The following is a 24,852-nucleotide window of genomic DNA, read 5'->3' as shown; positions in this document are numbered from 1 at the left end:
CATGAGCGATATCGAAATTGAATCACAACTAGTTAACTTCGTAGAAAAAGTACGTGTTAGCGAAGTAATTTGGGCACTTGGTGCAGAAGATAATGGCTTTGTAGTGTGCGATTCTAACCAATTTGACGAAACTGACGTACTACTGCTTTGGGAAAGTGAAGCAGCAGCTAAAGCACAGTGTAAAGAAGAGTGGAAAGATTACAGCCCAGTAGAAATCAACCTTGATGAATTTTTAGATGCATGGGTTGAAGACTTAAATGAAGATAACGCACTTGTTGGTATCAATTGGAATGACGACCAAGTATGTGCAGAAATTGAACCTACAGGTTTAGCTCGCGCATTGAGTGAATAATACTTTATACGCTTTACTCTAAAAGCGGATAAAACCCGACTAGCATCTACTGCTAGTTGGGTATAAAATAAAACACATCATTATTTTCAAGGTATTACGTTGAAAACCCATCTTGGTCGCCGGCCCTTTTCAGCCATGGAACTGCACACTCTTTATAATGGATATATATACGGTGATTTTAAAGTTGCACGAGAGCAACCAAAACACTGGCATTTTTGGCTCCCTTTAATTGCATATTATAGCGGTGCTTATAGCGATGAGATTGGTTACTTAACGCTTGATGATCTGTCCCTTGAAAAAAACGTCTTATGTTTTAATTTTCATACCCACGGTAAAATAAAACCTCGTCTAGTTCCTGTACATCAAGCACTTATAAATGCTGGATTTAATGAATATATAACGTTCATCAAATCGCAAAACCAACACCGATTAATGTTCGACTTACCCGCTAAAACTGGCAGGTACAGTGAAAAAGTCCGCATTTGGTTTTCAGGCGAAGGTGAGCGAGCCGGTTATCTGCAAAAATGTGATATACCAAACGTAGATCAACTCGGTATGAAAACAGCAATAAGCAGTCTTCGTCTTAACTTTGAGCAACAAGTGCGTATATACGCCCTACAAGCTAACTCTAAAGACGCTTTTAATTACTTGATGGGTTTTAACGAGTATCCACAGGATGTGTTTAGCGATACCCACTTATTAAATACCGTTGTCCAACAAATACGTATTATTAACTCACACCTGCATTGGCAGCGTTTTATAACACGCGAAAGCCACTGACAAACTTTGTTACTATTTCCCCTTAAAGTCACCGTTATAATCAATTACTCTATTTAAAAAAACTGTTAGGATATCTAACCCCCTAATTATATGAGCATAAAAAAGCCTATTTAGGGTAGTTTCTAACAACAACAATCTAGGGATCACTATGTTTCTTAAAAGCCTCTTAACAGTGAGCGTTGCTTTGGCAATGGGTGCTGCAAACGCTAATGAATTCGTTATTGAAAAACTCGCAAAACCAAGTTCACAACAGGTGTCGTTAACACTCGACCCGAGCCAAGATACATTCACAGGGATGACTGAGATTTCCCTAGAAGTACTAAAACCAACAAAATACATTGAGTTAAATGGCGTAGCTTACGCTGTTAAAATGGCGCAACTGCTTGGTGATGAAAACTGTGATTTAAACAATGAAATGCTTAAAACAGGTAAAGTAAAATTTAGCTGTGATGAGCAAATTCAACCAGGTAAATACACACTTAAAGTTGATTTTTCAGCGCCATATAACCGTCAAAGTGTTGGTTTATACAAAACATTAGACCAAGGCACTCCTTACTTATTTACTCAATTTGAAATGAGTGATGCACGCCGTGCATTTCCTGTTTTTGACGAGCCAAGTTACAAAATTCCATTTCAGTTAACGATTACTGCGCCTACATCACAAAAAGTATATTCAAATACGCCAGAGTTAAAAACAACAGTTAATGGCGATATGACCACACACTTTTTTGATAAAACACCGCCAATCCCTTCATACCTAGTAGCGATGGCTGTTGGCCCGTTTGAAGAATTAGAAATTAAAGGCATGCCAATTCCTGGTCGTGTAATTACCCCTCAAGGTAAAATTCACTTAGCCCAATACGCAAAAGAAAATATGCCAAAAGTACTGGGCGCACTTGAAGCGTATTTTGGTATCCCTTACGTTTACAAAAAATTAGACTCAGTAGCGGTACCAGAGTTTCCATTTGGCGCAATGGAAAACTCAGGCTTAGTGACCTACAGAGAAGATATTTTATTGGTTGATTTAGCTGCCGCAACACGCAGTAAAAAACAACGTAATGTATCAATTATTGCTCACGAACTTGCTCACCAATGGTACGGTAACTTAGTAACCATGAAATGGTGGAACGACTTATGGTTAAACGAAGCGTTTGCTAGCTGGATGGCTGCAAAAATTACTAAGCAGCTTAACCCTGAGTTTGAATCGCACTTAGACCTGNGATGGTTTAGGTCTTGCTTACAGTAAAGGCAGCTCAGTACTTGCTATGGTTGAAAACTGGATTGGCGAAGATGCATTTCAAAAAGGTATTCAAAGCTACTTAAAAGAGTTTTCATATAAAAACGCAGAAGCGGCCGACCTGTGGGAAGCACTTGGTAAAGCATCAAATAAAGACGTAGCGAGTGTTTTAAAATCGTTTATTGAACAGTCTTCTTTCCCACTAGTTAAAGTAACTCAACAAGGTAGCAAAGTAACTATTTCACAAAGCCGCTTTGTAAATGCAGGCGTTGATGCGCCAGAGCAGTTATGGAATGTACCGGTTGCAATTAAATATGGTGCTGGCGATAAAGTAAAAACAGCAAATGTATTACTTAATAAACAAAGCCAAACTCTAGACTTAGACTTTGAACCAGAGTGGATTTATCCTGACCAAGGTGCACTAGGCTACTACCGCTGGGTAATGGATGACGCACAATTTAGCGCACTTGTTAAAAAGGCACCAAGCGTACTGAGTGATCGTGAACGCTTAGCGTTGTTATCGGCTACTGATGCACTACTTGATGCTGGTGTTATATCTGCTGCTAAGTTAATGCAAACACTTGAAGTGTTCGTAAGCGATAGCCACCCTCGCGTAGCAAATACCGCACTAGGTTACTTAGTATCGCAACAACGTACTTTTAAAGACGATAGCAATAAAGACCTATGGCCTGAATTTATTCGCGGTGCAGTAACGCCTGCAGCTAAAAAATATGGTTTAGAAGCTAAAGCGGGAGAAGACGGAGCTATTGCACAACTTCGTGCAGCCGTTGTATCACGCTTAGGTTTTGATGGTGAAGATCAAAACGTCATTAATAAAGCGAAAGAACAAACACAAGTTTATTTAAATGATCCACAAAAAGTAGATCCTTACTTAGCGGGTACGTACTTAACTCTTGCTGCTTTTCATGGTGACAAAGCGCTGCTTGATCAATTCATGACAACGTTTAAAACAACGAAAGATCCACAAGTACGCACTAACATGCTTGCTGCAATGGGCTTTTTTGGTAAACCTGAATTACAAAAAGCGGTATTAGCTTATAGCTTAACGGATGAAGTAACGGCATCTGACATGCGCACTATTTTGTCAGGTCAAAGTTATACAGATGAGCGCCAAGCGTTATTTATTGACTGGGTTTACAGTAACTACGATAAAGTAACAGCAAGCTTACCGCCTTTCTTTATTCCTAACTTGCCGTACTTTACAACGGCGAGTTGTAATGCAGAAAGCTTAGCTAGAACAAAGACCTTTTTTAACGAAAAAGTAGCCGATGTAGCCGGTTACGCTCGTACATTAAGTAAGCTTGAAGAAAGCACAAACGATTGTATCGCGCTTAAAACACGTGAACTAGAATCGGTTAATAGCTTCTTAAAAAGTAAATAATTATTAGGCTTATTAAGCTATAAAAATACAAAAGCCGCTGAATATAAATTCGGCGGCTTTTTACGTTTATGTTTACGTTTATATTTTTGCTTTATTTAATTACCAATAATCATCGTAAGTTTAGCTATAAAATCTTTGGCTGCTTGCTCAGAATTTATTTTAAACGCAACACCGTAGTGAATAGGCTGAGCACTTTTAAAAATACGCGTAGGAAAGCGTGTCATCTCGCTGCTATGAAAGTAGCCTTGCGCACGCGTTACGCCATCAATATCACTAAAATCATCGCTAAACACCTCAAATGCTGGGCGAATTACTATTTTACCCTTGCCGCTTTCGCTGTGGGTATAAAATGCTTCTTTAGAGTTTACTAACATGTACTCTGCAATATTTTTAATCTTAAAATTACTTCTGCACTGTAATTTAATAAGCTGTTCTGTCAGCTCGTCTGCACTATAAGCCACGTGTAATCCCTATTAGTTAATTTGCGTATTAGATTAACGCATACACACAATAAAATCTGAATTTATTTGTCTGCTTTACTGCGTTATATCACATACAAAAGCGAGTTTTTCATTGTTGTAACTCATTCTTGTTATATTTGTTTCGCAGTAGGTGCTTAAATTAAGCCATTGCGATACTTCATCACTTCCATCAAGTTTACGCTGATAAACGCGGTTTTTAATAGCATAAGCGATAGTTGCATCATCTTTCAAAATAAAATCTTGAACTTGAGCAGGTAACCTTAGTAGGTCTTCAACTTGTTTATCTTGTGGATTAAAACTCGCTAAAATATGTTGCTCGTTTTTAGTGTAACTAAATAAAAATGCAGCCGTAGAGTTGTTATAAATAAGCGTTCGGCCAATATTACTGGCAGCTATTTTTCCCTTCGCTTGTGCAACAGAAGTATATTGAAGAGTATGAGGCTTTCCTAAAATAAACATCACTAAATCACTTTGAACGCCCCAAGCATGGTAGCCAACAGGTTCAATCCAATCAAAAATACGACTTGGCGCATCTTCGCTTTTGAGTGGGTATTGCCACAGTTTTTGCTTACCATCTGCCTCTACAACAATCGCTGATATCGCATCACCACTTGGCATAACCGTTGGTGAATATTCGCTTACGGGAGAGTTAGTTATATTGGTAACTTTTTTTGATGTTAAATCGTAATGAGCAATATCGGTTTGGCTTTGCTCATCAGCAATCACCTCATGAGTAAAGTATAAACCTGTACTTGTTAAGTGCGGTTGGTTGTTATAACTGTTTTTATCACTCACTATACTAACTTGTACCCCATAAGGCGTATTTAAATCAGCAAGTAATACTTGGCTTTTTGGCATGCTAGCCTGCGCCATAATTGGGCTAAGCGCTGCTATAGAAAATATCCCAAGTAATGGTTTAATAAGTTTCATGCTTTCTCTCGTTTTAATTTTAAGCACCTCATGATAACGTTATTTGCTGATGACGTCACTTGAGCTAAGTCAGTCAACTCTTAAGATACCCAAACGGCTTAAAATAATGTTAAGTTTAGTCTGGTTATAAAACCTGTTCCTAAAAAAGAGAATTAACATGTCAGCTAAAAATCCTATTATTGCGATTACGGGTTCGTCTGGTGCGGGTACAACCACCACAACCAATGCAATTAAACATATTTTCCGTAGCCTTAATATTGAAGCGGCTTTTATCGAAGGAGATAGCTTTCATCGTTACACTCGCCCTGAAATGGATAAAAAAGTACGTGAAGCACAACAAGAAAATAAACACATTAGTTACTTTGGCCGAGAAGCAAATGACTTTGGTGCTTTAGAAGCGTTGTTTGAAAACTATAGTGAAACAGGCCAAGGTAAGTTACGCCGATACTTACACACCTTTGATGAAGCCGTCCCATATAATCAATTACCGGGTACATTTACTCCTTGGCAAGACCTTGACAGTAATACTGATATATTGTTTTATGAAGGGTTACACGGTGGTGTAGTTGATCAAGATGTAGACGTGGCAAAGCATGTCGATTTATTAATAGGCATGGTTCCAATTATTAACCTTGAATGGATTCAAAAATTAATACGCGACACATCCGAACGAGGCCATTCTCGCGAAGCGGTTATGGGCTCTATTGTGCGCAGTATGGATGACTATATAAATCATATTACCCCGCAGTTTTCTCGTACCCATATTAATTTTCAGCGGGTGCCTACTGTTGATACCTCAAATCCATTTAGCGCTAAAGATATTCCATCACTCGATGAAAGCTTTGTAGTTATTCGCTTTAGAGGAATTGATGATGTTGATTTTCCTTATTATTTACGCATGATCGAAGGCAGTTTTATGTCTCGTATTAATACGCTTGTAGTACCAGGCGGCAAAATGGGCTTGGCTATGGAGCTTGTGCTTACCCCATTAATTAAAGATATTATTTTGAAAAAGCGTGCACTGGAAAACCTAGCACCACTCGATTTACCTATTTGATTACCGACTCTTTTTTGTTAAAGCTAACTCACGTACACTGCTGATTTTGCTCAAGGTGAGATCAGCATGTCACAACAATTAAAAATTATTGTCGGTTCTAAAAATCCTGTAAAAATAAATGCCGCTAAACATATTTTTACTATGTATTTTCCAGAATGTATCATTGACTGTGAAGGTGTGAATGCTTCCTCAGGCGTGCCCGATCAGCCTATTGGCGAAGACGAAACACGTATTGGCGCTCAAAACCGTGTTAATTATTGCAAAAAGCACCACCAAGCTCACTATTACGTTGCAATGGAAGGCGGTGCAGAGCAATTTAGCTATGGTGCAGCAACCTTTGCTTACGTTGTTATTGATAATGCCTTAAATCAAGTTGTAGGGCGTAGCAGCAACCTTCCTCTACCCCAAGTACTTTATAATGCATTACTTAAAGGTGAAGAACTTGGCGATGTAATGGACAAAGCATTTAATACCACCAACGTTAAACAAAAAGGTGGCGCTATTGGTCTACTTACCAACAATCATGCCACGCGCGAAAGTACCTATACACAAGCACTCACTTTAGCTATGGCGCCTTTTTTACACCCTGAGCTATACGGCCAAACAAATTAATTTAGGAAGTTTAATGAAGTACAACTATGTATTGTTTGATGCAGACGAAACCTTATTTAGGTTTGATATTTTAGCGGGCATGACTCGCATGTTTAAAGCTTACAACGTAGATTTTAGCCAAGACGATTATATTCATTATCAAAAAACCAATAAGCAGCTGTGGGTTGATTATCAAAATGGCACTATTAGCGCAGATTACTTACAAGTAACACGCTTTAATGAGTGGGCTTCAAAACTTAATGTGCCAGCAAAAGAGCTAAACGATGCTTTTCTAGATTCTATGGCGCAAATTTGCGAGCCATTACCTGGTGCTATTGAGCTTTTAAATAAACTTAAGCCAAATGCTAGATTAGGTATTATTACTAACGGATTTGCCCGCTTACAAACCGTACGCCTTGAGCATACTGGCTTAAAAGATATGTTTGAATGGTTAGTTATATCTGAACTTGTAGGTATAGCAAAACCGAATAAAGCAATTTTCGAGCACACATTTGAGCTAATGGGTAACCCAGATAAAAGCGAGATACTTATGGTAGGTGATACCGCGGCAAGTGACATACTTGGCGGCAACAATGCTGGTATTGATACTTGCTGGTTACAGCACCCTGGTGAGCAATTAGCCGACGGAATAAAGCCAACCTATACCGTAGCTAGTTTAAATCAGTTACAAGCTCTTTTAGAGTTATAATATAGTAAATTTCACGCAAAAAAAATGACGCTAATTAGCGTCATTTTTTATAACTGTTTTTCGAGCTGCTCTTTTACTGCTTTTAGGCTGGAGCTAACTCAAGACCGGGTGCAGGCATCGTCACAGGCGTTTCAAATGTTGCCCACTCCCATGCTGACTCTGTAGCCATTATTTTACGAAGTAATTTATTATTTAAATCATGACCCGATTTAAATGCAGTTACTTTACCTAAAAGGTTATGGCCTGTCATAAACATGTCACCAACACAGTCTAATATCTTGTGCTTAACAAACTCGTCGCTATAACGTAAACCGTTAGGATTTAAAACTTTGAACTCATCAAGTACCACAGCACTATCCATGCTACCACCTAGCGCTAGGTTGTTTGCATGCATGTATTCAATATCTTTCATAAATCCAAAAGTACGCGCACGGCTAATTTCTTCAATAAAGCTTTGCGTTGTTATATCCAACCCAATACGTTGGCGACTTTCATTGATAGCTGGGTGGTTAAATGCAATCTCAAAGTCGATATGAAAACCATCATATGGTTCAACTTCAGCCCACTTATCACCTTCTTCAATGCGTACTTTTTCTTTAATACGGATAAAGCGTTTAGCAACGTTTTGCTCTTCAATTCCGCCTTTTTGTAACAGATATATGAATGGTAATGCACTACCATCCATAATCGGCACTTCTGAGCTATCTAATTCTACAATTAGATTATCAATTCCCATTGCAGCAACGGCTGCAATAAGATGCTCAGTAGTCGATAAGCGAACACCATCTTTGTTAATTAAACAGGTACACAACTGCGTATCACCAACGGCTTCAGGTGTTGTTTCAAAATCAACAACCGGATCAAGGTCGACACGACGAAATACAATCCCAGTATTTGCGCTCGCAGGTCGGAGAGTTATTGTGACCTTCTCACCTTTATGAAGTCCAATTCCTATGGCTTTGACTACTTCTGCAATCGTACGCTGTTTAATCATAGGTATGCTCACTTTTAAATCAGTTACAGTTATATGGCGGATTTTAACATAAATCCTTTTGCCTTTCAATATTTGTACATATTTCAAACAAAAGTATTATTAAATGTTAATCAGCCTGCTTACGTAAAAAAGCGGGGATATCAAAATAATCACCACCTTCTGATTTATCCGCTTTTTTACTATTTTGTGCTGAAGAGCTTGATGCACTGCTTGAACTAGTTGTAGGCGCTTTTTCTTTGCTTTGCGTTTGCGCTTTAGCAGTGTTTTCTTCAGTGTTTGTATCTTGGCTTGCAAAGCTTGGTACGTACATACTGCTCGTTTGGTTTGATGTGCTTGCAACATCAGAACCTGATGCTTTTTTAAAGCCGTTATCAACAATACCAAACTGTGGACGACGATCGCCGCCTAAGCCAGTTGCAACAACCGTTACACGTAGCTCATCAGTCATTTCTGGGTCGATTACCGCACCAACAACAACCGTTGCGTTTTCTGACGCAAGTGCTTTAACGTGATTACCAACAATTTCAAATTCTTCAATCGCAATGTCCATACCAGCGGTAATATTAACTAAGATACCTTTAGCACCTGTTAAATCAACGTCTTCTAGTAGTGGGCTTGAGATAGCGGCTTNCCTGACGCAGACGCCGTTCCCATCATTGCAGTACCCATTGCAGACATTACAGTTCTAACATCGGCGAAATCCACGTTAATTAAACCAGAACGTGTAATTAGCTCTGCTATACCTTGTACCGCACCAAATAATACGTCATTAGCTTTAGCGAAGGCATCTAGAAGTGTAGTCCCTTTTCCTAAAACTTTAAGCAATTTATTGTTCGGAATTGTAATAAGTGAATCTACAATTTCTGACAATTCGTTAATACCTTGTTCAGCGGCTGCTGCACGTTTTTTACCTTCAAAATCAAAAGGACGTGTTACAACTGCAACGGTTAAAATACCGAGTTCTTTAGCAATTTTAGCAACTACAGGTGCTGCACCAGTACCTGTACCACCGCCCATACCGGCTGCAATAAATACCATATCGGCGCCTTCAAGGCTGGCACGAATTGTATCTGCATCTTCTTCAGCCGACTTACGGCCTACTTCAGGGTTTGCGCCCGCACCCAACCCAGAGGTTATTTGCGTGCCTAGCTGAACTGTAATATCGGCAGCAGAGTTACGTAATGCTTGCGCATCTGTATTTGCGGCTATAAAACGCACGCCTTCTATTTGTTGCTTTACCATGTGCTCAACAGCGTTACCGCCACCACCGCCCACGCCGATTACTTTAATTACAGCTTCTTCGCTGTGTTGTTCCATTATATCAAACATGTTTACTCTCCGACTTGAGTCTTAAAACTCGCCTTGGAACCATTTAGTAATGCGGTTCCACCAATTATTGTTATCCTCTGCTTTCGACTTTTGTGCATTCATCGATTGCATGGTACGCCCGTATTGTAACAAACCAACAGCGGTTGCGTACGAAGGATCATCTACATAGTCTGTCAAACCAACCATCCCGATTGGCTTGCCTATTCTTACTGGCATTTGGAAGATGTCTTCTGCCACCTCCATCGCGCCAGTCATTTTAGCAGTTCCGCCTGTAATAACGAGACCTGCCGCAATTTGGTCTTCTAAGCCTGAACGACGAATTTCTTCCATCGCAAGCTCAAATAATTCTCTAAAACGAGGCTCTACCACCTCAGATAATGTATGGCGCGACATTAACCTTGCTGGTCGTCCGCCTACACTTGGTACTTCAATTGTGTCTTCGCTACTTGCCATTTGGCTACTAGCACATGCGTATTGTACTTTGAGTGACTCGGCATGTGATATAGGTGTGCGAAATATTTTTGCAATATCACCAGTAACTTGGTTACCCGCCACTGGAATAACCGCAGAGTGACGAAGTGCGCCATTAATATAAATGGTGATATCCATAGTGCCGCCACCAATATCAAGTACTGCAACACCTAGCTCTTTTTCGTCATCTGTTAGTACAGAATAACATGACGCTAATGCAGTAAAGATAAGTTGATCGACTTCAAGACCACAGCGCTCTACGCATTTCTCGATATTTTTTGCCATATCGTTTGAGCACGTAATAATGTGTGCACGCGCTTCCATACGAACACCACTCATACCAAGTGGGTTTTTAATGCCCTCTTGCATGTCGATACTGTATTCTTGCGGCAATGCATGCAGCATTTTACGCTCTGCCGAAATAGGCACAGAACGCGCAATATGAATTACATTTTCAATGTCTTCGTCAGTGACTTCGGTATTATTAATTGCCACCACGCCACTTTCGTTTTGGCATTGTATATGTTTGCCAGAAATACCCAAATACACAGAGCTAATACGACAATCAGCCATTAACTCGGCTTCGTCTATTNCTCAGACACTAAGTTTAAATCGTTAACGCCGCCTTTATCCATACCATGAGATACTTGGCTGCCCACACCAACAATGCTGAGCTTGTTATCTGCGGTGATTTCACCTACCGTGGCAACCACTTTCGAGGTGCCAACGTCTAACCCTATTACTAGGTTTCTTTCTGCTGACTTAGTCATGCCTTACTCTTATTTTGTAATTGTTCTTCTTGCACTGGCTTAAAGCTGACTGCAAGGCCGGTATCATACCGTAAATCTATTGTATCTACTTGTGCATCTGCACGTTGTTCCATTCGTGGATAAACGTCTATAAAACGTTGTACACGCTTGGCTTTATCTTTACGTCCTAAATTTAAACGTATTCCGTTATCTAACCATAGTTGCCACGAAAAGCGCTCCGACAATGCCAAACTTGTTAACGTTAAGCCGTTAACTTTTAGCATTTCATCAAATTGCTTAAAAGCAATCCACGCTTCTTCTTCGCTGCCTTCTGGGCCGTATAACTGCGGTAAGTCATGATCTAACTTATCGCTGCTGGCTTGAAATGCCTGACCACTTTGGTTGAGCAATAAGTCGCTATTCCAATGTGCTACTACTTCATGTTCAACAACATATACTTGTATAGTATCAGGCCATTGTTTACGCACCGAAGCGGTAGCAACCCAGGGTAAGTCTTGAACTAGCTGCTGCACATGCTTGACATCAAGTTCAAAAAAACTACTTAAATCGGCTTTTTTAATCGCTTTTATAATTGCCGTTTCATCTGTGTATTTAGGCTGCCCTTGCACTGTAAGGTGCTTAATTTGAGCATCTTTGTTTTCAACTAACCAATCCGATACACCTGTTGTAATTTGCACTAAGCCAATTACAACTATCAGAAAAAAGCTCACACCAAAAATCAGAGACCAATTAAGTTTCAGTTTGATTTCCTGAGCTTTTTCTAAAAGGGGATGCATATTAAAGCGTTTGCTCTAAAATGCGAACAACTAATTGTTCAAAAGTTGCCCCATTCGCTTTTGCCGCCATTGGCACTAACGACTTTTCAGTCATGCCTGGTACTGTATTTACTTCAAGCAGGTAAAAGTTACCTTGCTCGTCTTGCATCGCATCAACACGGCCCCAACCACTTGCGCCCACTAAATCAAATGCATCTAGCGATATAGCTTGTAAGTACTTAGTATCTTGCTCTGATAAATCGGCAGGACAATGATACTGGGTTGTATTTGATTGATACTTAGCTTGGTAATCGTAAAAACCATTTGGCGTAGTCATTTCAATGACTGGTTGTACTTCGTCGCCAAGCACTGTAACTGTGAATTCACGTCCCGTGATCCACTGCTCTACAAGCACTTGATTATCAAACTTAAATGCATTAGCTAGTGCGTCTTCAAGTTCTTGTGCTGTACTTGCTTGCGCCATACCTATGCTTGAACCTTCGTGCGATGGCTTAACCATTACCTTTTTAAACTCACCCATAATAGCTGCAGCATCAAAGCCTTTTTTAGCGTCAACTACGGCATAAGGTGCAGTGCTTAAACCCGCTGATTTAAATAAGTGCTTACAACGTACTTTATCCATAGCAAGTGCTGAACCCAGTACATTACTGCCCGTGTAAGGCAGGTTCATAAATTCAAGCGCACCTTGTACAGTTCCGTCTTCGCCACCACGACCATGCAAAGCAATAAAAACGCGCTCTACATTTAATTCTTTTAACTCCCACAAAGAACGACTTTGCGGGTCAAATGCAATTGCATCAATGCCACTATTTTGCAGCGCATTTAAAACAGCCTGACCCGATCGTAAAGACACTTCACGTTCTGCTGAGTTACCACCTAGCAGTACCGCTACTTTACCAAATTGTGTGTTTACCTGAGTCATACTTCACCTTGCTTAAGTTTTTCTATCGACATACCCGTCGCAGCTAATGTTTTAACTAACTGACCTATATTACCAGCGCCTTGGGTTAATACTAAATCATTATTTTGTAAATTTGCGGCCAAAACGCCTGCAAGCTCTGCATTTGTTGCTACATGCAGCGGCTCTTTGCCACGTTGACGAAGGCTACGGCATAAGCTTTTGCTGTCTGCGCCGACAATAGGATCTTCACCAGCGCTATACACATCAAGCAGTAGCAACTGATCTACATCAGCAAGTACTTTTACAAAATCTTCGTATAAGTCGCGTGTACGGGAAAATCTATGAGGTTGATATACCATTACTAAACGCTTATCAGGCCAACCTTCACGTACTGCTGCAATTGTTGCTGCAACTTCTGAAGGATGATGCCCGTAATCATCAACTAACATCACATTGCCACGCTCGTTTTCAAATTCACCATAGTGCTGAAAACGACGACCAATACCTTCAAACTTCTGCAGCGCTTCTAAAATTGCATGGTTCGCAATGTTTTGATCTTTTGCCACAGCAATCGCAGCGGTTGCATTAAGTGCGTTGTGTCTACCTGGCATATTCAACGTGGCAGTTAAACACTCACCTTGCTTGTTAGTTACTGTAAATGTGCATGTATTAGCTGATTGGCTAAAGTCGCTCATGCGGTAATCAGCATCCTTCGATTCGCCATACGTAATAACTGGGCGACCAAAGCGCGGAATAAGTTCAGCAGCAACTTCAGAATCAATACATACAACAGCTAAACCATAAAACGGCAAGTTATGAATAAAATCCACATATGTGTCTTTCATCTTTTCAAGACTGCCACCGTAAGTATCCATGTGATCTTCTTCAATATTTGTGATCACCGATACCATTGGCTGTAAGTGTAAAAACGACGCGTCGCTTTCATCAGCTTCTGCAATTAAAAAATCACTTTTGCCTACTTTTGCGTTACTACCTGCGCTATTTAACAAGCCACCAATAATAAAGGTTGGATCAAGCCCTGCTTGTCCATAAATACTCGCAATTAAGCTTGTTGTCGTTGTTTTACCATGCGTACCCGCAATTGCTATACCGTGGCGAAAACGCATTAATTCAGCCAACATTTCTGCGCGGCGAACAACAGGAACTCTTGCGGCTTTGGCTGCAATAATTTCAGGGTTTGTTTCATCAATCGCACTTGAAACAACGACTACATTGGCATCTTTTACGTTATTTTCATGATGGCCAATGAATACCTCAGCACCGGCTTTAATTAAACGATCTGTCATAGCGCTATGGGCAATGTCAGAACCTGTAATACGGTAGCCTTCAAAAGCGAGTACTTCAGCAATACCGCCCATACCTGCTCCACCAATACCAATAAAGTGAATGGTTTCTATTCGGCGCATTGCAGGGCGTGTGTGTTTTTCTTGTACTGACGTTTCTTTCACTTATTTTCTCTTATTTGTTACTTGCTCACAGTGCGTTGCTACGCTTGCTGTGGCATCTAAAATGGCTTGTTTTTTTGCATTTGTAGCCATTTCAGTAATTAATGAAGGTTGGGCTAAATACGGGCTTAATAGTTCAACAATTGATTGTTTATTAAACTGCCCTTGTGGCATTAATAATGCGCCATTAGCCATCACTAAATATTGTGCGTTCGCTGTTTGATGGTCGTCCACGGCATGTGGAAACGGAACAAAAACGGCCATTTTACCTGCCGCTGCAATTTCGCTAACAGTTAACGCACCAGCACGGCAAACAACAATGTCAGCCCAGCTATACGCTGCGTCCATATCATCAATAAATTCAGCTATTTTTGTATTACTGCCTGTAAAAGCATGCATTTTATAAGCGGCTTCTACGGTAGTTAAATGACCCTTACCTGTTTGATGCCATATACTTATTGGAGCTGTATTATTTAGTACTTTAAATGCTTCTGGTAATGTTTGATTAAGCACTTGTGCACCAAGCGAGCCGCCCACTACTAAAATATTAATAGGGCTTGATACATCGCGTTTGGCTATATTCATAACGCTTTGGCGAACTGGGTTACCTACTAGCTCGGCTTGACCCTGTGCAAAAGCACTTGGAAATGCAGCTAATACTCGTGTAGCCACCTTAGCTAGCAGTTTATTGCTCATACCCGCTACAGCGTTTTGCTCGTGAATAACCAGCGGGATACCTAAACTTTTTGCGGCAATTCCCGTTGGACCCGTAACATAACCGCCCATTGCAAGTACTACATCAGGACGCTGTTCTTTCAATACCTTACGCGCCTGCAATACTGCATTAATTACCATGAATGGGGCTTTAATAAGACGCTTTAATCCGTTACCACGAACACCTTTAACATTAATAAAATCAATATCTATATTGTGCTTAGGTACAACGCTCGCTTCCATTCGATCTGGTGTGCCGATCCAGCTAACTTGCCAGCCCTGCTGTTTTAAATAATCGGCTACTGCAATACCGGGAAAAATGTGTCCGCCAGTTCCACCAGCCACTACTACTAATTTTTTACTCATCGCTTACCTCCGCGTGAGGTGGCTTGTTTGGTTGCCATTTTGGTTTCAAAATCTACGCGTAATAAAATACCCGTGGCAATCGTCATAATTAATAAGCTTGAGCCGNCCGCCATAAGAAATAAACGGCAGGGTTAAACCCTTCGTCGGTAAAATACCCGCGCTCGCACCTACATTCACCATGGTTTGAAATGCAAACCAAATACCAATGGCAAATGAAAAGTAGCCTTCGTATTCCTTGCCGCATTTAAGGGCTTGTTGGCCTATTAATAAGGCTCTAAATACTAAAGTAGCTAATACCGTTAAAATACTTACAACGCCTATTAAGCCAAGTTCTTCACCTATAACGGCAAAAATAAAATCGTTATGTGCTTCAGGTAAATATTGTAGCTTTTGTACACTGTTACCTAAGCCTTGACCAAACCAACCCCCCTGGCTATATGCCATTAGCGATTGCACCAACTGATAACCCTTTCCAAAAGGATCATCCCAAGGGTCTAAAAAGCCAACAACACGTGCCATACGATATGGTTCAACAATAATAAGTAATACAACCAGACCAACGCCCGTTAAAATAAGTACAAAAAACTGCCATAACTTAGCACCAGCTAGAAACAATAAACCAACCGTTGTTACAAACATAACAACCACTGTGCCTAAATCTGGCTGCAGCAGAATAAGCAGTGCATACACTGCAAATACAGCAATAGGCTTTGCAAAGCCTTTAATATTTTCTTGTACTTCTTCGCGTTTTCTTACCAAATAACCCGCAATATAACTAAAAAAGTACAACTTAGCGGCCTCAGCCACCTGAAAACCAACAGGTCCTATAGGTATCCATCGTTTAGCGCCGTTTACTTCACGCCCAATAATCAATACCGCTATTAATAGCACCATGCCTAGTATTAATAGATAAGGGTTTGATCGTTTCCACCACTCCATTGGCACACAAACGCTTATCCAAAAAAGCACAAAAGCCATTGCTAAAAACATGCTATGGCGAATGGTAATATGGTACGGGTCATCAAATAACCGCTCTGCGGTAGGCATTGATGCGCTGGTCACCATGATAAAACCAACACCAATTAGCATTATTACGCAGTACAATAGCGGTACATCGTATAACTGCGCCGAAGGCTTAGGTGTTAATGCGTCTCTTATATCGGCAAAAGCAATCATAACGCCCCTGCCATTACACACTGAACAAAGTCATCACCGCGTTGCATATAGTTGTTATACATATCAATGCTGGCACATGCGGGTGCTAATAAAACAATATTGCCTGTACTACTAAGTACTTTGGCAAAAGTAACGGCTTCTTCCATATTGTTAGTTAAATAACTCTTATTGGTAATCGCAGCTAAGTCACTTGCATCTTTACCAAAACAAATTAATGCTTTTACATGCTGTTCTATGTAGGGTTTAAGCGCATTTAAATCAGCACCTTTGGCATCGCCACCAGCAATAACAATCAGATTTTCACCGTCACTAGCTAAACTATCTATTGCAGCAATGGTCGCTCCAACATTAGTTGCCTTTGAATCGTTAAAATACTTTACACCGTTAAGCTCAGCTACAAATTGGCAGCGATGAGCCAATCCATTAAATTGACCTAACGCATTTTTATATTGCTCTTTGCTTACTTCAAACGGACTTAAGAGCGCCATTACTGCAAGCGCATTTAAATAATTGTGCTTACCCACTACCGCAAGCGTATCAACAGGTAAAAAGGCATCGCCTTTAACCATAAAGTGAGTTTCGCCATTGTGCTGCGCTAAATGGTAATCACCTTGTTGAGCACCAAAGCTAATTAAAGGGGTTGTACCGCGTTCAACTGGATGTGTTTGACTATCGTCTGCGTTGACAACAATAAGCTCTGCGAAATTATAAATACTAAGCTTTGAATCTATATAAGCTTGGTAACTGTCGTAGCGGTCAAGATGATCTTCAGACACATTTAATACCGTTGCACTTACTGGTTTTAAACTCGTTGTGGTATCTAACTGAAAACTCGATAACTCAAGCACATACACATCAAAATCATCATTGAGTAAATCAAGTACCGCTGTGCCAATATTCCCACCCAAAGCAACTTTATAGCCGGCTTCTTTTAACACTTCATAAGCGAGCGTAACCACGGTTGATTTACCGTTAGAGCCCGTTACTGCAACAACCGGTTTTGTATTAATACGTGCAAATAACTCAACGTCGCCAATCACTTCAACACCTGCGTTAATTGCATCGGCAACAGCTGGTATTTTTAAGCTAAGCCCAGGGCTTATAATAATCATATCGCTTGAACAAAGCTCTGCGTCATCCAACTTACCAAAGTGGGTATCTAGAGTTGGCGCGTGCTCTTTTAACCAATCAATCCCCGGCGGGGTTACTCGGCTATCAACGACCTTTGGTGTGAGGCCATGAGATAATAGAAAACGCACAATGCCCAGACCGGTTACACCGAGTCCGAGCACTGTTATTTGTTTGTTTTTTATCTCGTTTAAATACTGCATTTATCGAATCTTTAAAGTAGCTAAGCCAGCAAGCACTAGCACAACAGAAATAATCCAAAAGCGCACAATAACGCGAGGCTCTGGCCAACCTTTTAATTCATAATGATGATGAATCGGCGCCATTCTAAAAATACGTTGACCGCGTAATTTATACGACCCCACTTGTAATATTACCGATAGTGCTTCCATTACAAATACACCGCCCATAATAATAAGCAGTAACTCTTGGCGTACTAAAACAGCAATAATACCTAATGCGCCACCAAGTGCTAATGAGCCAACATCGCCCATAAATACTTGTGCTGGGTAAGTGTTAAACCATAAAAAGCCAAGCCCTGCGCCCACAATGGCAGTACACACAACCACAAGCTCACTCGCCAGCGGTAAATGTGGAATATGCAAGTAAGCCGAAAAGTTAATATTACCTGTTAAGTAAGCAATAATTGCCAATGCTGAAGCCACTAAAATAATTGGCACAATCGCCAAGCCATCTAAACCATCGGTCAGGTTTACCGCGTTTGATGTACCTACTATCGCAAAATACGTAAGCACGATATAAAACAAACCTAATTGCGGTAATACGTCTTTAAAAAATGGAACAACAAGTGATGTTTCAGATGCTTGTGCACTGGTAAAGTACAAAGCAGTAGCTACAACTAATGCAATGACCGACTGCCAAAAGTACTTCCACTTAGCAATTAAACCTTTTGGATCTTTACGAATAACTTTACGGTAATCATCAACAAAGCCAACAATACCTAAAGAGCCAATTACAAACAGTGTTGCCCATACGTATTTATTTGATAAATCGGCCCAAAGTAGCGTGCTGGTAAAAATAGCCGCTAAAATAAGTAAGCCACCCATAGTCGGCGTACCCGACTTAGACAAATGCGATTGCGGACCGTCGTCTCGAACTGTTTGGCCTATTTGCATACGTTGCAAACCACGAATTAACTTAGGTCCTAAATAAAGAGACATAATTAGCGCAGTTAAAATACCTAAAATGGCACGTAGCGTTAAATACGAAAAAACATGAAAACCACTAAAATACTGTGTTAAATACTCTGCCAGCCAAACTAACATTATGATACTCCATTGATGGCTTGTTGCTGGCCATTAACTAAATCGGTTACTAATAATTCCATGCGAGAACTGCGCGATCCTTTCACTACTATTGTTGTTTTAGTATTCACTTTATTAATACTTTCTTGAATTTTTTGCTGCATTTGTTCGCGGCTCGAAAAGTGGCGATTAGGGAGTTCAAACACATCACTTGCGTATTTACTTAATACACCTAATGTAAATAACTCATCAATCCCTTGCTCAAGTGCATACTCGCCAACTTCTTGATGGTACTTACGTGCATCTTCACCTAGCTCACCCATGTCTCCCAGCGCTAAAATGCGGTGACCTTGCATATCACTTAACAAGTCAATCGCAGCCTTTACCGACTTAACATTGGCATTATAGGTATCATCAACCACGGTGAGTAAATCAGACACTTCAATTAAATTAACGCGCCCTTTTACATCCCCCATTGTGGCAAGTGCATTGGCTATTTCTTCAAGGGTTACGTTAAATTCACTGGTCAGTGCAGCAGCGATAAGTGCATTACTAATATTGTGCTTACCCGGAAGTGCCAAAGTAACAGGTACTTGCTTGTTTTTAGTGCAAAGCGTAAAGCTTGCACGTGCATTGGCATCAAGCGTGATGTTCTCTGCCCAAATGTCTAGTTTTTCGGTTGTAGAAAAACGTTTAACATTACGCCCTTTAAGCTTATCTAACCAATACTGGCTAAATTCACTATCGCAGTTAACAATCGCAACGCCGTCATCTTTAAGGCCGTCAAAAATCTCACCTTTAGCTTTTGCGACTCCCATTAAACTACCAAAACCTTCTAAGTGAGCTGCTGCAACATTACATACAACGGCCACATCTGGTTTTGTCATTGCCGTTGTGTAAGCAATTTCACCTAAGTGATTTGCACCTAGCTCAATTACAGCAAAACGATGTTGAGGCTCTAAGCGCAATAACGTAAGTGGGACGCCAATATCGTTGTTAAAATTACCTTTAGTAGCTAATACATCACCGTGAACCGACAAAATTGCCGCACACATTTCTTTTACGGTGGTTTTGCCTACACTCCCTGTAATTGCAATTGTTTTAGGTGCCACTTGTGCCATAACAGCGGTGCCAATTGTACCTAGTGTAATACGTGTATCGCTTACTATAAATTGTGGAATATCTACATCAACTTTGTGCTGAACAATAACGCCTATAGCGCCTTTTTGTTTAGCCTCAGCTATAAATTTATGGCCATCAAAATTTGGCCCTTTAAGTGCTAAAAACACTTCGCCATCGCACACTGTGCGAGTATCAGTATTTATATTTAGCACGTGTTGATTATCACCTTGATAATCGGTTGTTAGCACATTAGCTAACCAATCAAAATCCATTGGGATCATTGTGTTATCCCTCTTACTGCTTTTTTTAGTTGTTCTTGTACATAGCGGCGATCGCAAAAGTCGATGCGCTTATCGCCTATAATTTGATAATCTTCGTGGCCTTTACCTGCAATCAAAATAACGTCATCAGATGTAGCATTTTCTATAGCAAAACGAATTGCAGTTGCTCTATCAGCCTCTAAATGTGCATTTTGAGGATGGGTTAAACCGCCTGCTACATCTGCAATAATGTCATCAGGGTTTTCTGAGCGAGGGTTATCACTGGTAATAATAACTTTATTAGCGTTTTGCTCAGCAGCTTGCGCCATTAATGCGCGCTTACCTTTATCTCTGTCGCCACCACAACCAAATACACAACTTACACCACCTGGCACATGCAGCTGCAATGCTTGTAATGCAAGTGCAAGTGCATCGGGTGTATGTGCGTAATCAACAATACACGTCGGCATGCCTGCTTGGCTAAATGCTTGCATTCGCCCTGCTACTGGCTGTAACTGCGCACAACCTGCAACTAATTGCTCAAGCGGATAATCAAGCCCTAGTAATGTAGCGATCGCGGCCGTTAAGTTATATAAATTAAATTCGCCAAACAGAGGCGATTTAATCGACATATCACCCCAACTAGTTGATAACTGTGCCGAAATACCTTCACTTGAATATTCAACATCAGAAAAATAAACGTACTGAGCATTCTTTGGGGCTAAGTTTTTGCGGCCATAACAGATTAGGTTATTAAAATCATACTTTTCAAGCCATTGCTCAGCTTGAGAATCATCTTGATTAAGCACTACAACTTGCGGCTCAAAATCACGGAAAAGCATTAGTTTCGCATCACCGTAACTTGCCATATCACCATGGTAATCTAAGTGATCGCGCGAAAGATTAGTAAACACAGCCGCTTTAAACGCGCATTTAGCAACGCGTTGTTGCACTAACCCATGAGATGATACTTCCATGGCTACCAGCTTTTTATGCTGCGAATTTAAATCGCTCAAAATATGCTGTAAATCAACTGTTGAAGGAGTAGTGTTTATCAGTGGAATTAAGTTATCAGGATGACCATAACCTAAAGTGCCAATAATAGCCGAATCAGTACTGCAAAATTGCGCTAAGTGGGCAATCATTGCTGTGGTTGTCGATTTACCGTTTGTACCTGTCACACCAATTAAATCAAGAGCCTGACTTGGCTGGCTATAAAAGCGACTTGCTAATTCTGGAAGCTTTTTATCAAGCTCCGAAACTAAATATAGCGGCTCAAAACTTGTTTCAAATTCACATAATCTGTCAGCAATAATAGCTGTTGCGCCATTTTCAATTGCTTTATTAATAAATTGACCGCCATCAAGTGCATGGCCTTTAATAGCAACAAATACATCACCTGGCGTTACTTCACGGCTATCAAGGCGTAAATGTTTTACCAGTTGCGAGGGCGCATCTATTTCGATGTATTTTAAAATATCCTTTAAATCACGCATCGTTATCTTTACCTTGTACGTACGCAACCTCTTCCTTGTCAGGCGCTACGTTTAATATTCTTAATGCGTTAGAGATGATTTCTGCAAATGCAGGGCCAGCGGTGGCACCTCCATAGTACACATCACCACCTGGTTCATTAATCATAACTACCACGGCTAAACGAGGATTACTTGCCGGCGCTACACCTGCAAAATAACCTACATATTCATCACCATAACCACCTGCTACGGCTTTTTTAGATGTACCTGTTTTACCAGCTGCACGATACCCATCAACTTTTATGTTGCGAGCAGTACCGTCTTTTTCAAATACACTTTCCATCATGTGCACTACGGCTTCTACGTCTTTTTGTTTAAAAATACGTTCGCCTTCAGGTATATTATCTTGCTTTAAAATAGTCAGAGGTCGGTTAATTCCACCAGCGCCTAACATGGTATAAAAGCGCGCCATTTGCGCAGTACTTACCGAAATTGCATAACCAAATGATAAAGTCGCAATTTCAAAGTCAGACCAACGACGATTTGGATAAAACAAACCGCTGCTTTCACCTACCATTCCAGTACCTGTATCACTGCCAAACCCTACTTTTTGGTATAAGCCAACAAGGTAATCTTTAGGCACTAACTGAGTAACCTTCGCAACTCCCATGTTTGAGGAGTACTTTAGTATTTCGCGTAGTGTTAGTTCGCCGTGATTACGAGTATCTCTAACTAAACTACCACCTAAACGCATCCAACCTGGGTAGGTATCAATCGTGTCATCTGCCTGAATGGCGCCGTAGTCTAGCCCAGCCAAAATGGCTAGAGGCTTAACAGTTGAGCCTGGTTCAAACAAATCTGTAATTGCGCGGTTACGACGTTTATGAGGTGCAGCATCGCTTAAGTTGTTTGGATTAAATGAAGGGCTATTTACCATTGCCAGTACTTCACCGGTTTTAACATCAACTACCATAGCTGAGCCCGATGTGGCTTTATAAGTCAGTACAGCTGATTTTACGGCCTTGTACGCAATGGCTTGAATTCGTTGATCAATACTTAGTTCTATACTTTCTGGCTCTACACGTTCACGCTCGTCAAGTACTTCTACCTCACGCCCTTGTGCGTCTTTACGAATGGTACGGCGGCCTTCCTCGCCCGTTAAAGCGTTTTCGTATAGCTTTTCAATGCCTTCAATGCCTTTGCCATCGATATTGGTAAAACCAATTACATGCGCGGTAACTTCACCTGCAGGGTAGTAGCGTTTAGATTCATCTAGTAAATGGATACCAGGGAGGCGTAAATCACCAATATAATTTGCTACAGCAGGAGTAACTTGGCGCTTTAAATACACAAAGCGACGCGAAGGATCGTTTAAAAGTCGAGAATTAATCTTTTTAGGATCAATACGCAGCACATCTGCAAGCTCGCGCCAGCGTAAATCGTTTTTATAATAAAGTGCAGTACGCTTATCAAGCTCAACAGTGTTTTCAGTTAAAGATAAGTGATCTTCGCCGCTTTTGCGGGCTTGTTTGATTACTTTAGATACAAGCGATTTATGTAATGCTTTAGGATCAGCATATACACTTACCACAGGCACACTTACCGCTAATTCTTTACCATTGCGGTCAAAAATCATTCCGCGTTGCACATGCAGTTTTTCAACACGTACCGTACGTTTATCACTTTCTGAACGTGCTTTATCAGGTTCTATCACTTGTAAATAAGCAGCGCGAGATACGAGTGTTACAAACACCATAAACACAACTGTACACACCAGCATAAAGCGCCATGTGATTAAATTAGTGACTGGTTTTTTGCCTCTATTTCTCATTGTACTATTATTACCTGCTCATCTTGACTCGTAGGTCGTTTCATTTTTAATTGTGATATAGCAACTTCTTCAATGCGTGCATGTTGCGAATAAAATTCTTCTTCAACAAGTAAGTAGCGCCACTCTAAATCGAGTTCATCACGTTCTTGTAATAATTGATCTTGCTTTATAAGTTGCCCACGAGCTAAATGTGTTGTTTGCACAACAGCTAAACTAGAAGCGAATATCACAACCAACAAGGCCGAGGTTAGCTTGTTAGCACCTAGGCCTTTTAATATTTCAAAGAATAAATTGGGTTGACGATAGCTCGCTTTTTTACTCATCCCAACCTCTGTGCAATCCTAAGTACAGAACTACGAGAACGTGGATTACGTTCTACTTCAACAGTACTTGGCTTAATAGCCTTACCCACTGCTTTTAACGTCAGGTTTTTATTTATTTGTGCATCAGTTAAAGGCAGACCTCTGGGTAACACTTCTCCCCTACTCTGTTTTCTAATAAACTGTTTTACAATACGATCCTCTAGTGAGTGAAACGAAATCACCACTAAACGTCCGCCTGGCTTTAGTACTTTAACTGCAGACTGTAGCGCTGTTTGAATCTCTTCAAGCTCGCTATTAATATAAATACGAATCGCCTGAAAAGTACGTGTTGCAGGGTGCTTAAACTTATCTTTTACCGGTACTGCTTCATCAACAAGGTCAGCAAGTTGCTTGGTTGTTGTGATTGGCGTGTGCTCACGAACTTCGAGTACTTTGTGTGCAATGCGTTTACCAAACTTTTCTTCGCCCAGTTTTTTAATTACGTGGGTAATATCATCTAATTCAGCTTCTGCTAACCACTGCGCAGCACTGCGACCTGTTGTTGGGTCCATGCGCATATCAAGTGGCCCATCTTTCATGAAACTAAAACCACGCGCAGCGTCATCCAGTTGTGGCGACGAGACACCAATGTCTAATAAAATGCCATCCACTTTACCAATGAGATCGTTCTGCTCTGCTACTTCGTATAGATTTGAAAAACGAGTATGTGCAATCGCAAAACGTGGATCATCAGCAAATTTTTCGGCTGATTGTATCGCTTGTGGATCTTGGTCAATTGCTTGCAGGCGACCTTCATCACCAAGGCGTGCTAAAATTTGTCCAGAGTGGCCGCCACGTCCAAACGTACCATCCATGTATATACCGTCTGGCTTAATTGCGAGGGCATCGATGGTTTCGTCCATTAATACGGATACGTGTTCAAATTGTGCTGTCATTAGCTATTAT

19 protein-coding genes and 4 pseudogenes are annotated in these 24,852 nt (G+C 40.7%); 6 read left to right on the top strand and 17 right to left on the bottom strand.

The features are described 5' to 3' along the window. Position 1 precedes the first annotated feature (1 nt). The 3 genes and pseudogenes from L654_RS0122760 to L654_RS01000000126670 all read left to right on the top strand — a co-directional run bounded on the left by L654_RS0122760 (position 2) and on the right by L654_RS01000000126670 (position 3,771). A complete protein-coding gene (locus tag L654_RS0122760; RefSeq protein WP_007579911.1) occupies positions 2-352 on the top strand; it encodes a DUF2750 domain-containing protein in 351 nt (116 codons plus the stop codon). Positions 353-451: 99 nt separating this feature from the next. Next, a complete protein-coding gene (locus L654_RS0122755; protein WP_024609132.1) occupies positions 452-1,132 on the top strand; it encodes a hypothetical protein in 681 nt (226 codons plus the stop codon). A gap of 148 nt (positions 1,133-1,280) precedes the next feature. Continuing rightward, positions 1,281-3,771, top strand: a pseudogene (locus tag L654_RS01000000126670) (M1 family metallopeptidase). Between the two features lie 95 nt (positions 3,772-3,866). Here the strand turns inward: L654_RS01000000126670 and L654_RS0122745 are convergent. Both L654_RS0122745 and L654_RS0122740 read right to left on the bottom strand, forming a co-directional pair. Beyond that, positions 3,867-4,232, bottom strand: a complete 366-nt coding sequence (locus L654_RS0122745; protein WP_007579906.1) for a hypothetical protein — start codon at positions 4,230-4,232, stop codon at positions 3,867-3,869. Positions 4,233-4,307: 75 nt separating this feature from the next. After that, positions 4,308-5,183 carry a hypothetical protein gene (locus tag L654_RS0122740; protein WP_024609131.1) on the bottom strand — a complete coding sequence of 292 codons (876 nt, stop codon included), beginning with the start codon at positions 5,181-5,183 and terminating at the stop codon, positions 4,308-4,310. A 157-nt stretch (positions 5,184-5,340) separates the two neighbouring features. Between L654_RS0122740 and L654_RS0122735 the strand changes: the two genes are divergently transcribed. From L654_RS0122735 to yjjG, 3 genes are all read left to right on the top strand, one after another. Beyond that, a complete protein-coding gene (locus L654_RS0122735) occupies positions 5,341-6,240 on the top strand; it encodes a phosphoribulokinase (protein WP_007579904.1) in 900 nt (299 codons plus the stop codon). A 66-nt stretch (positions 6,241-6,306) separates the two neighbouring features. Continuing rightward, positions 6,307-6,852 (top strand): inosine/xanthosine triphosphatase, encoded by a 546-nt coding sequence (gene yjjX, locus L654_RS0122730; RefSeq protein ID WP_024609130.1) that lies wholly within the window; start codon positions 6,307-6,309, stop codon positions 6,850-6,852. Between the two features lie 13 nt (positions 6,853-6,865). Continuing rightward, the gene (gene yjjG / locus L654_RS0122725) at positions 6,866-7,540 is read left to right on the top strand and encodes a pyrimidine 5'-nucleotidase (RefSeq protein ID WP_010554302.1); all 675 of its coding nucleotides are present in this window, start codon (positions 6,866-6,868) and stop codon (positions 7,538-7,540) included. An 82-nt stretch (positions 7,541-7,622) separates the two neighbouring features. Here yjjG and lpxC read toward each other — a convergent pair whose 3' ends face one another. The 15 genes and pseudogenes from lpxC to rsmH all read right to left on the bottom strand — a co-directional run bounded on the left by lpxC (position 7,623) and on the right by rsmH (position 24,842). Next, the gene (gene lpxC / locus L654_RS0122720) at positions 7,623-8,534 is read right to left on the bottom strand and encodes a UDP-3-O-acyl-N-acetylglucosamine deacetylase (RefSeq protein WP_007582940.1); all 912 of its coding nucleotides are present in this window, start codon (positions 8,532-8,534) and stop codon (positions 7,623-7,625) included. A 106-nt stretch (positions 8,535-8,640) separates the two neighbouring features. Next, positions 8,641-9,863: pseudogene (ftsZ, locus tag L654_RS01000000126665) on the bottom strand (cell division protein FtsZ). A 21-nt stretch (positions 9,864-9,884) separates the two neighbouring features. Beyond that, positions 9,885-11,104 (bottom strand): annotated as a pseudogene (ftsA, locus tag L654_RS01000000126660) (cell division protein FtsA). Continuing rightward, positions 11,101-11,880 (bottom strand): cell division protein FtsQ/DivIB, encoded by a 780-nt coding sequence (locus L654_RS0122705; protein ID WP_024590214.1) that lies wholly within the window; start codon positions 11,878-11,880, stop codon positions 11,101-11,103. Before L654_RS0122705 ends, ftsA begins: the two are co-directional and overlap by 4 nt. Position 11,881: 1 nt before the next feature. After that, positions 11,882-12,802, bottom strand: a complete 921-nt coding sequence (locus tag L654_RS0122700; protein ID WP_010554298.1) for a D-alanine--D-alanine ligase — start codon at positions 12,800-12,802, stop codon at positions 11,882-11,884. Further along, the gene (gene murC, locus L654_RS0122695) at positions 12,799-14,250 is read right to left on the bottom strand and encodes a UDP-N-acetylmuramate--L-alanine ligase (protein WP_002957994.1); all 1,452 of its coding nucleotides are present in this window, start codon (positions 14,248-14,250) and stop codon (positions 12,799-12,801) included. Before murC ends, L654_RS0122700 begins: the two co-directional genes overlap by 4 nt. Further along, positions 14,251-15,327, bottom strand: a complete 1,077-nt coding sequence (murG, locus tag L654_RS0122690) for an undecaprenyldiphospho-muramoylpentapeptide beta-N-acetylglucosaminyltransferase (RefSeq protein WP_007582929.1) — start codon at positions 15,325-15,327, stop codon at positions 14,251-14,253. After that, positions 15,324-16,503, bottom strand: a pseudogene (gene ftsW, locus L654_RS01000000126655) (cell division protein FtsW). Before ftsW ends, murG begins: the two are co-directional and overlap by 4 nt. Then, a complete protein-coding gene (murD, locus tag L654_RS0122680; protein WP_024609129.1) occupies positions 16,500-17,834 on the bottom strand; it encodes a UDP-N-acetylmuramoyl-L-alanine--D-glutamate ligase in 1,335 nt (444 codons plus the stop codon). Before murD ends, ftsW begins: the two are co-directional and overlap by 4 nt. Continuing rightward, positions 17,835-18,917 carry a phospho-N-acetylmuramoyl-pentapeptide-transferase gene (mraY, locus tag L654_RS0122675; protein ID WP_007582922.1) on the bottom strand — a complete coding sequence of 361 codons (1,083 nt, stop codon included), beginning with the start codon at positions 18,915-18,917 and terminating at the stop codon, positions 17,835-17,837. It abuts the gene before it with no gap. Then, positions 18,917-20,299 (bottom strand): UDP-N-acetylmuramoyl-tripeptide--D-alanyl-D-alanine ligase, encoded by a 1,383-nt coding sequence (gene murF, locus L654_RS0122670; RefSeq protein ID WP_024609128.1) that lies wholly within the window; start codon positions 20,297-20,299, stop codon positions 18,917-18,919. Before murF ends, mraY begins: the two co-directional genes overlap by 1 nt. After that, positions 20,296-21,774, bottom strand: a complete 1,479-nt coding sequence (gene murE / locus L654_RS0122665; protein ID WP_024609127.1) for a UDP-N-acetylmuramoyl-L-alanyl-D-glutamate--2,6-diaminopimelate ligase — start codon at positions 21,772-21,774, stop codon at positions 20,296-20,298. The genes murF and murE overlap by 4 nt, the downstream gene beginning before the upstream one ends. Further along, positions 21,767-23,584 (bottom strand): penicillin-binding transpeptidase domain-containing protein, encoded by a 1,818-nt coding sequence (locus L654_RS0122660; RefSeq protein WP_024609126.1) that lies wholly within the window; start codon positions 23,582-23,584, stop codon positions 21,767-21,769. The genes murE and L654_RS0122660 overlap by 8 nt, the downstream gene beginning before the upstream one ends. Then, positions 23,581-23,907: a cell division protein FtsL gene (ftsL, locus tag L654_RS0122655; RefSeq protein WP_007582915.1), complete on the bottom strand. Its 327-nt coding sequence runs from the start codon at positions 23,905-23,907 to the stop codon at positions 23,581-23,583. The genes L654_RS0122660 and ftsL overlap by 4 nt, the downstream gene beginning before the upstream one ends. Beyond that, a complete protein-coding gene (gene rsmH, locus L654_RS0122650) occupies positions 23,904-24,842 on the bottom strand; it encodes a 16S rRNA (cytosine(1402)-N(4))-methyltransferase RsmH (RefSeq protein ID WP_008167099.1) in 939 nt (312 codons plus the stop codon). Before rsmH ends, ftsL begins: the two co-directional genes overlap by 4 nt. Between the last annotated feature and the right edge of the window lie 10 nt (positions 24,843-24,852).

The organism is Pseudoalteromonas sp. TAB23 (assembly GCF_000498075.1).
GTDB lineage: Bacteria > Pseudomonadota > Gammaproteobacteria > Enterobacterales > Alteromonadaceae > Pseudoalteromonas > Pseudoalteromonas arctica.
The sequence above is the reverse complement of the archived record's forward strand: the minus strand, read 5'-3'. Positions and strand labels throughout refer to the sequence as shown.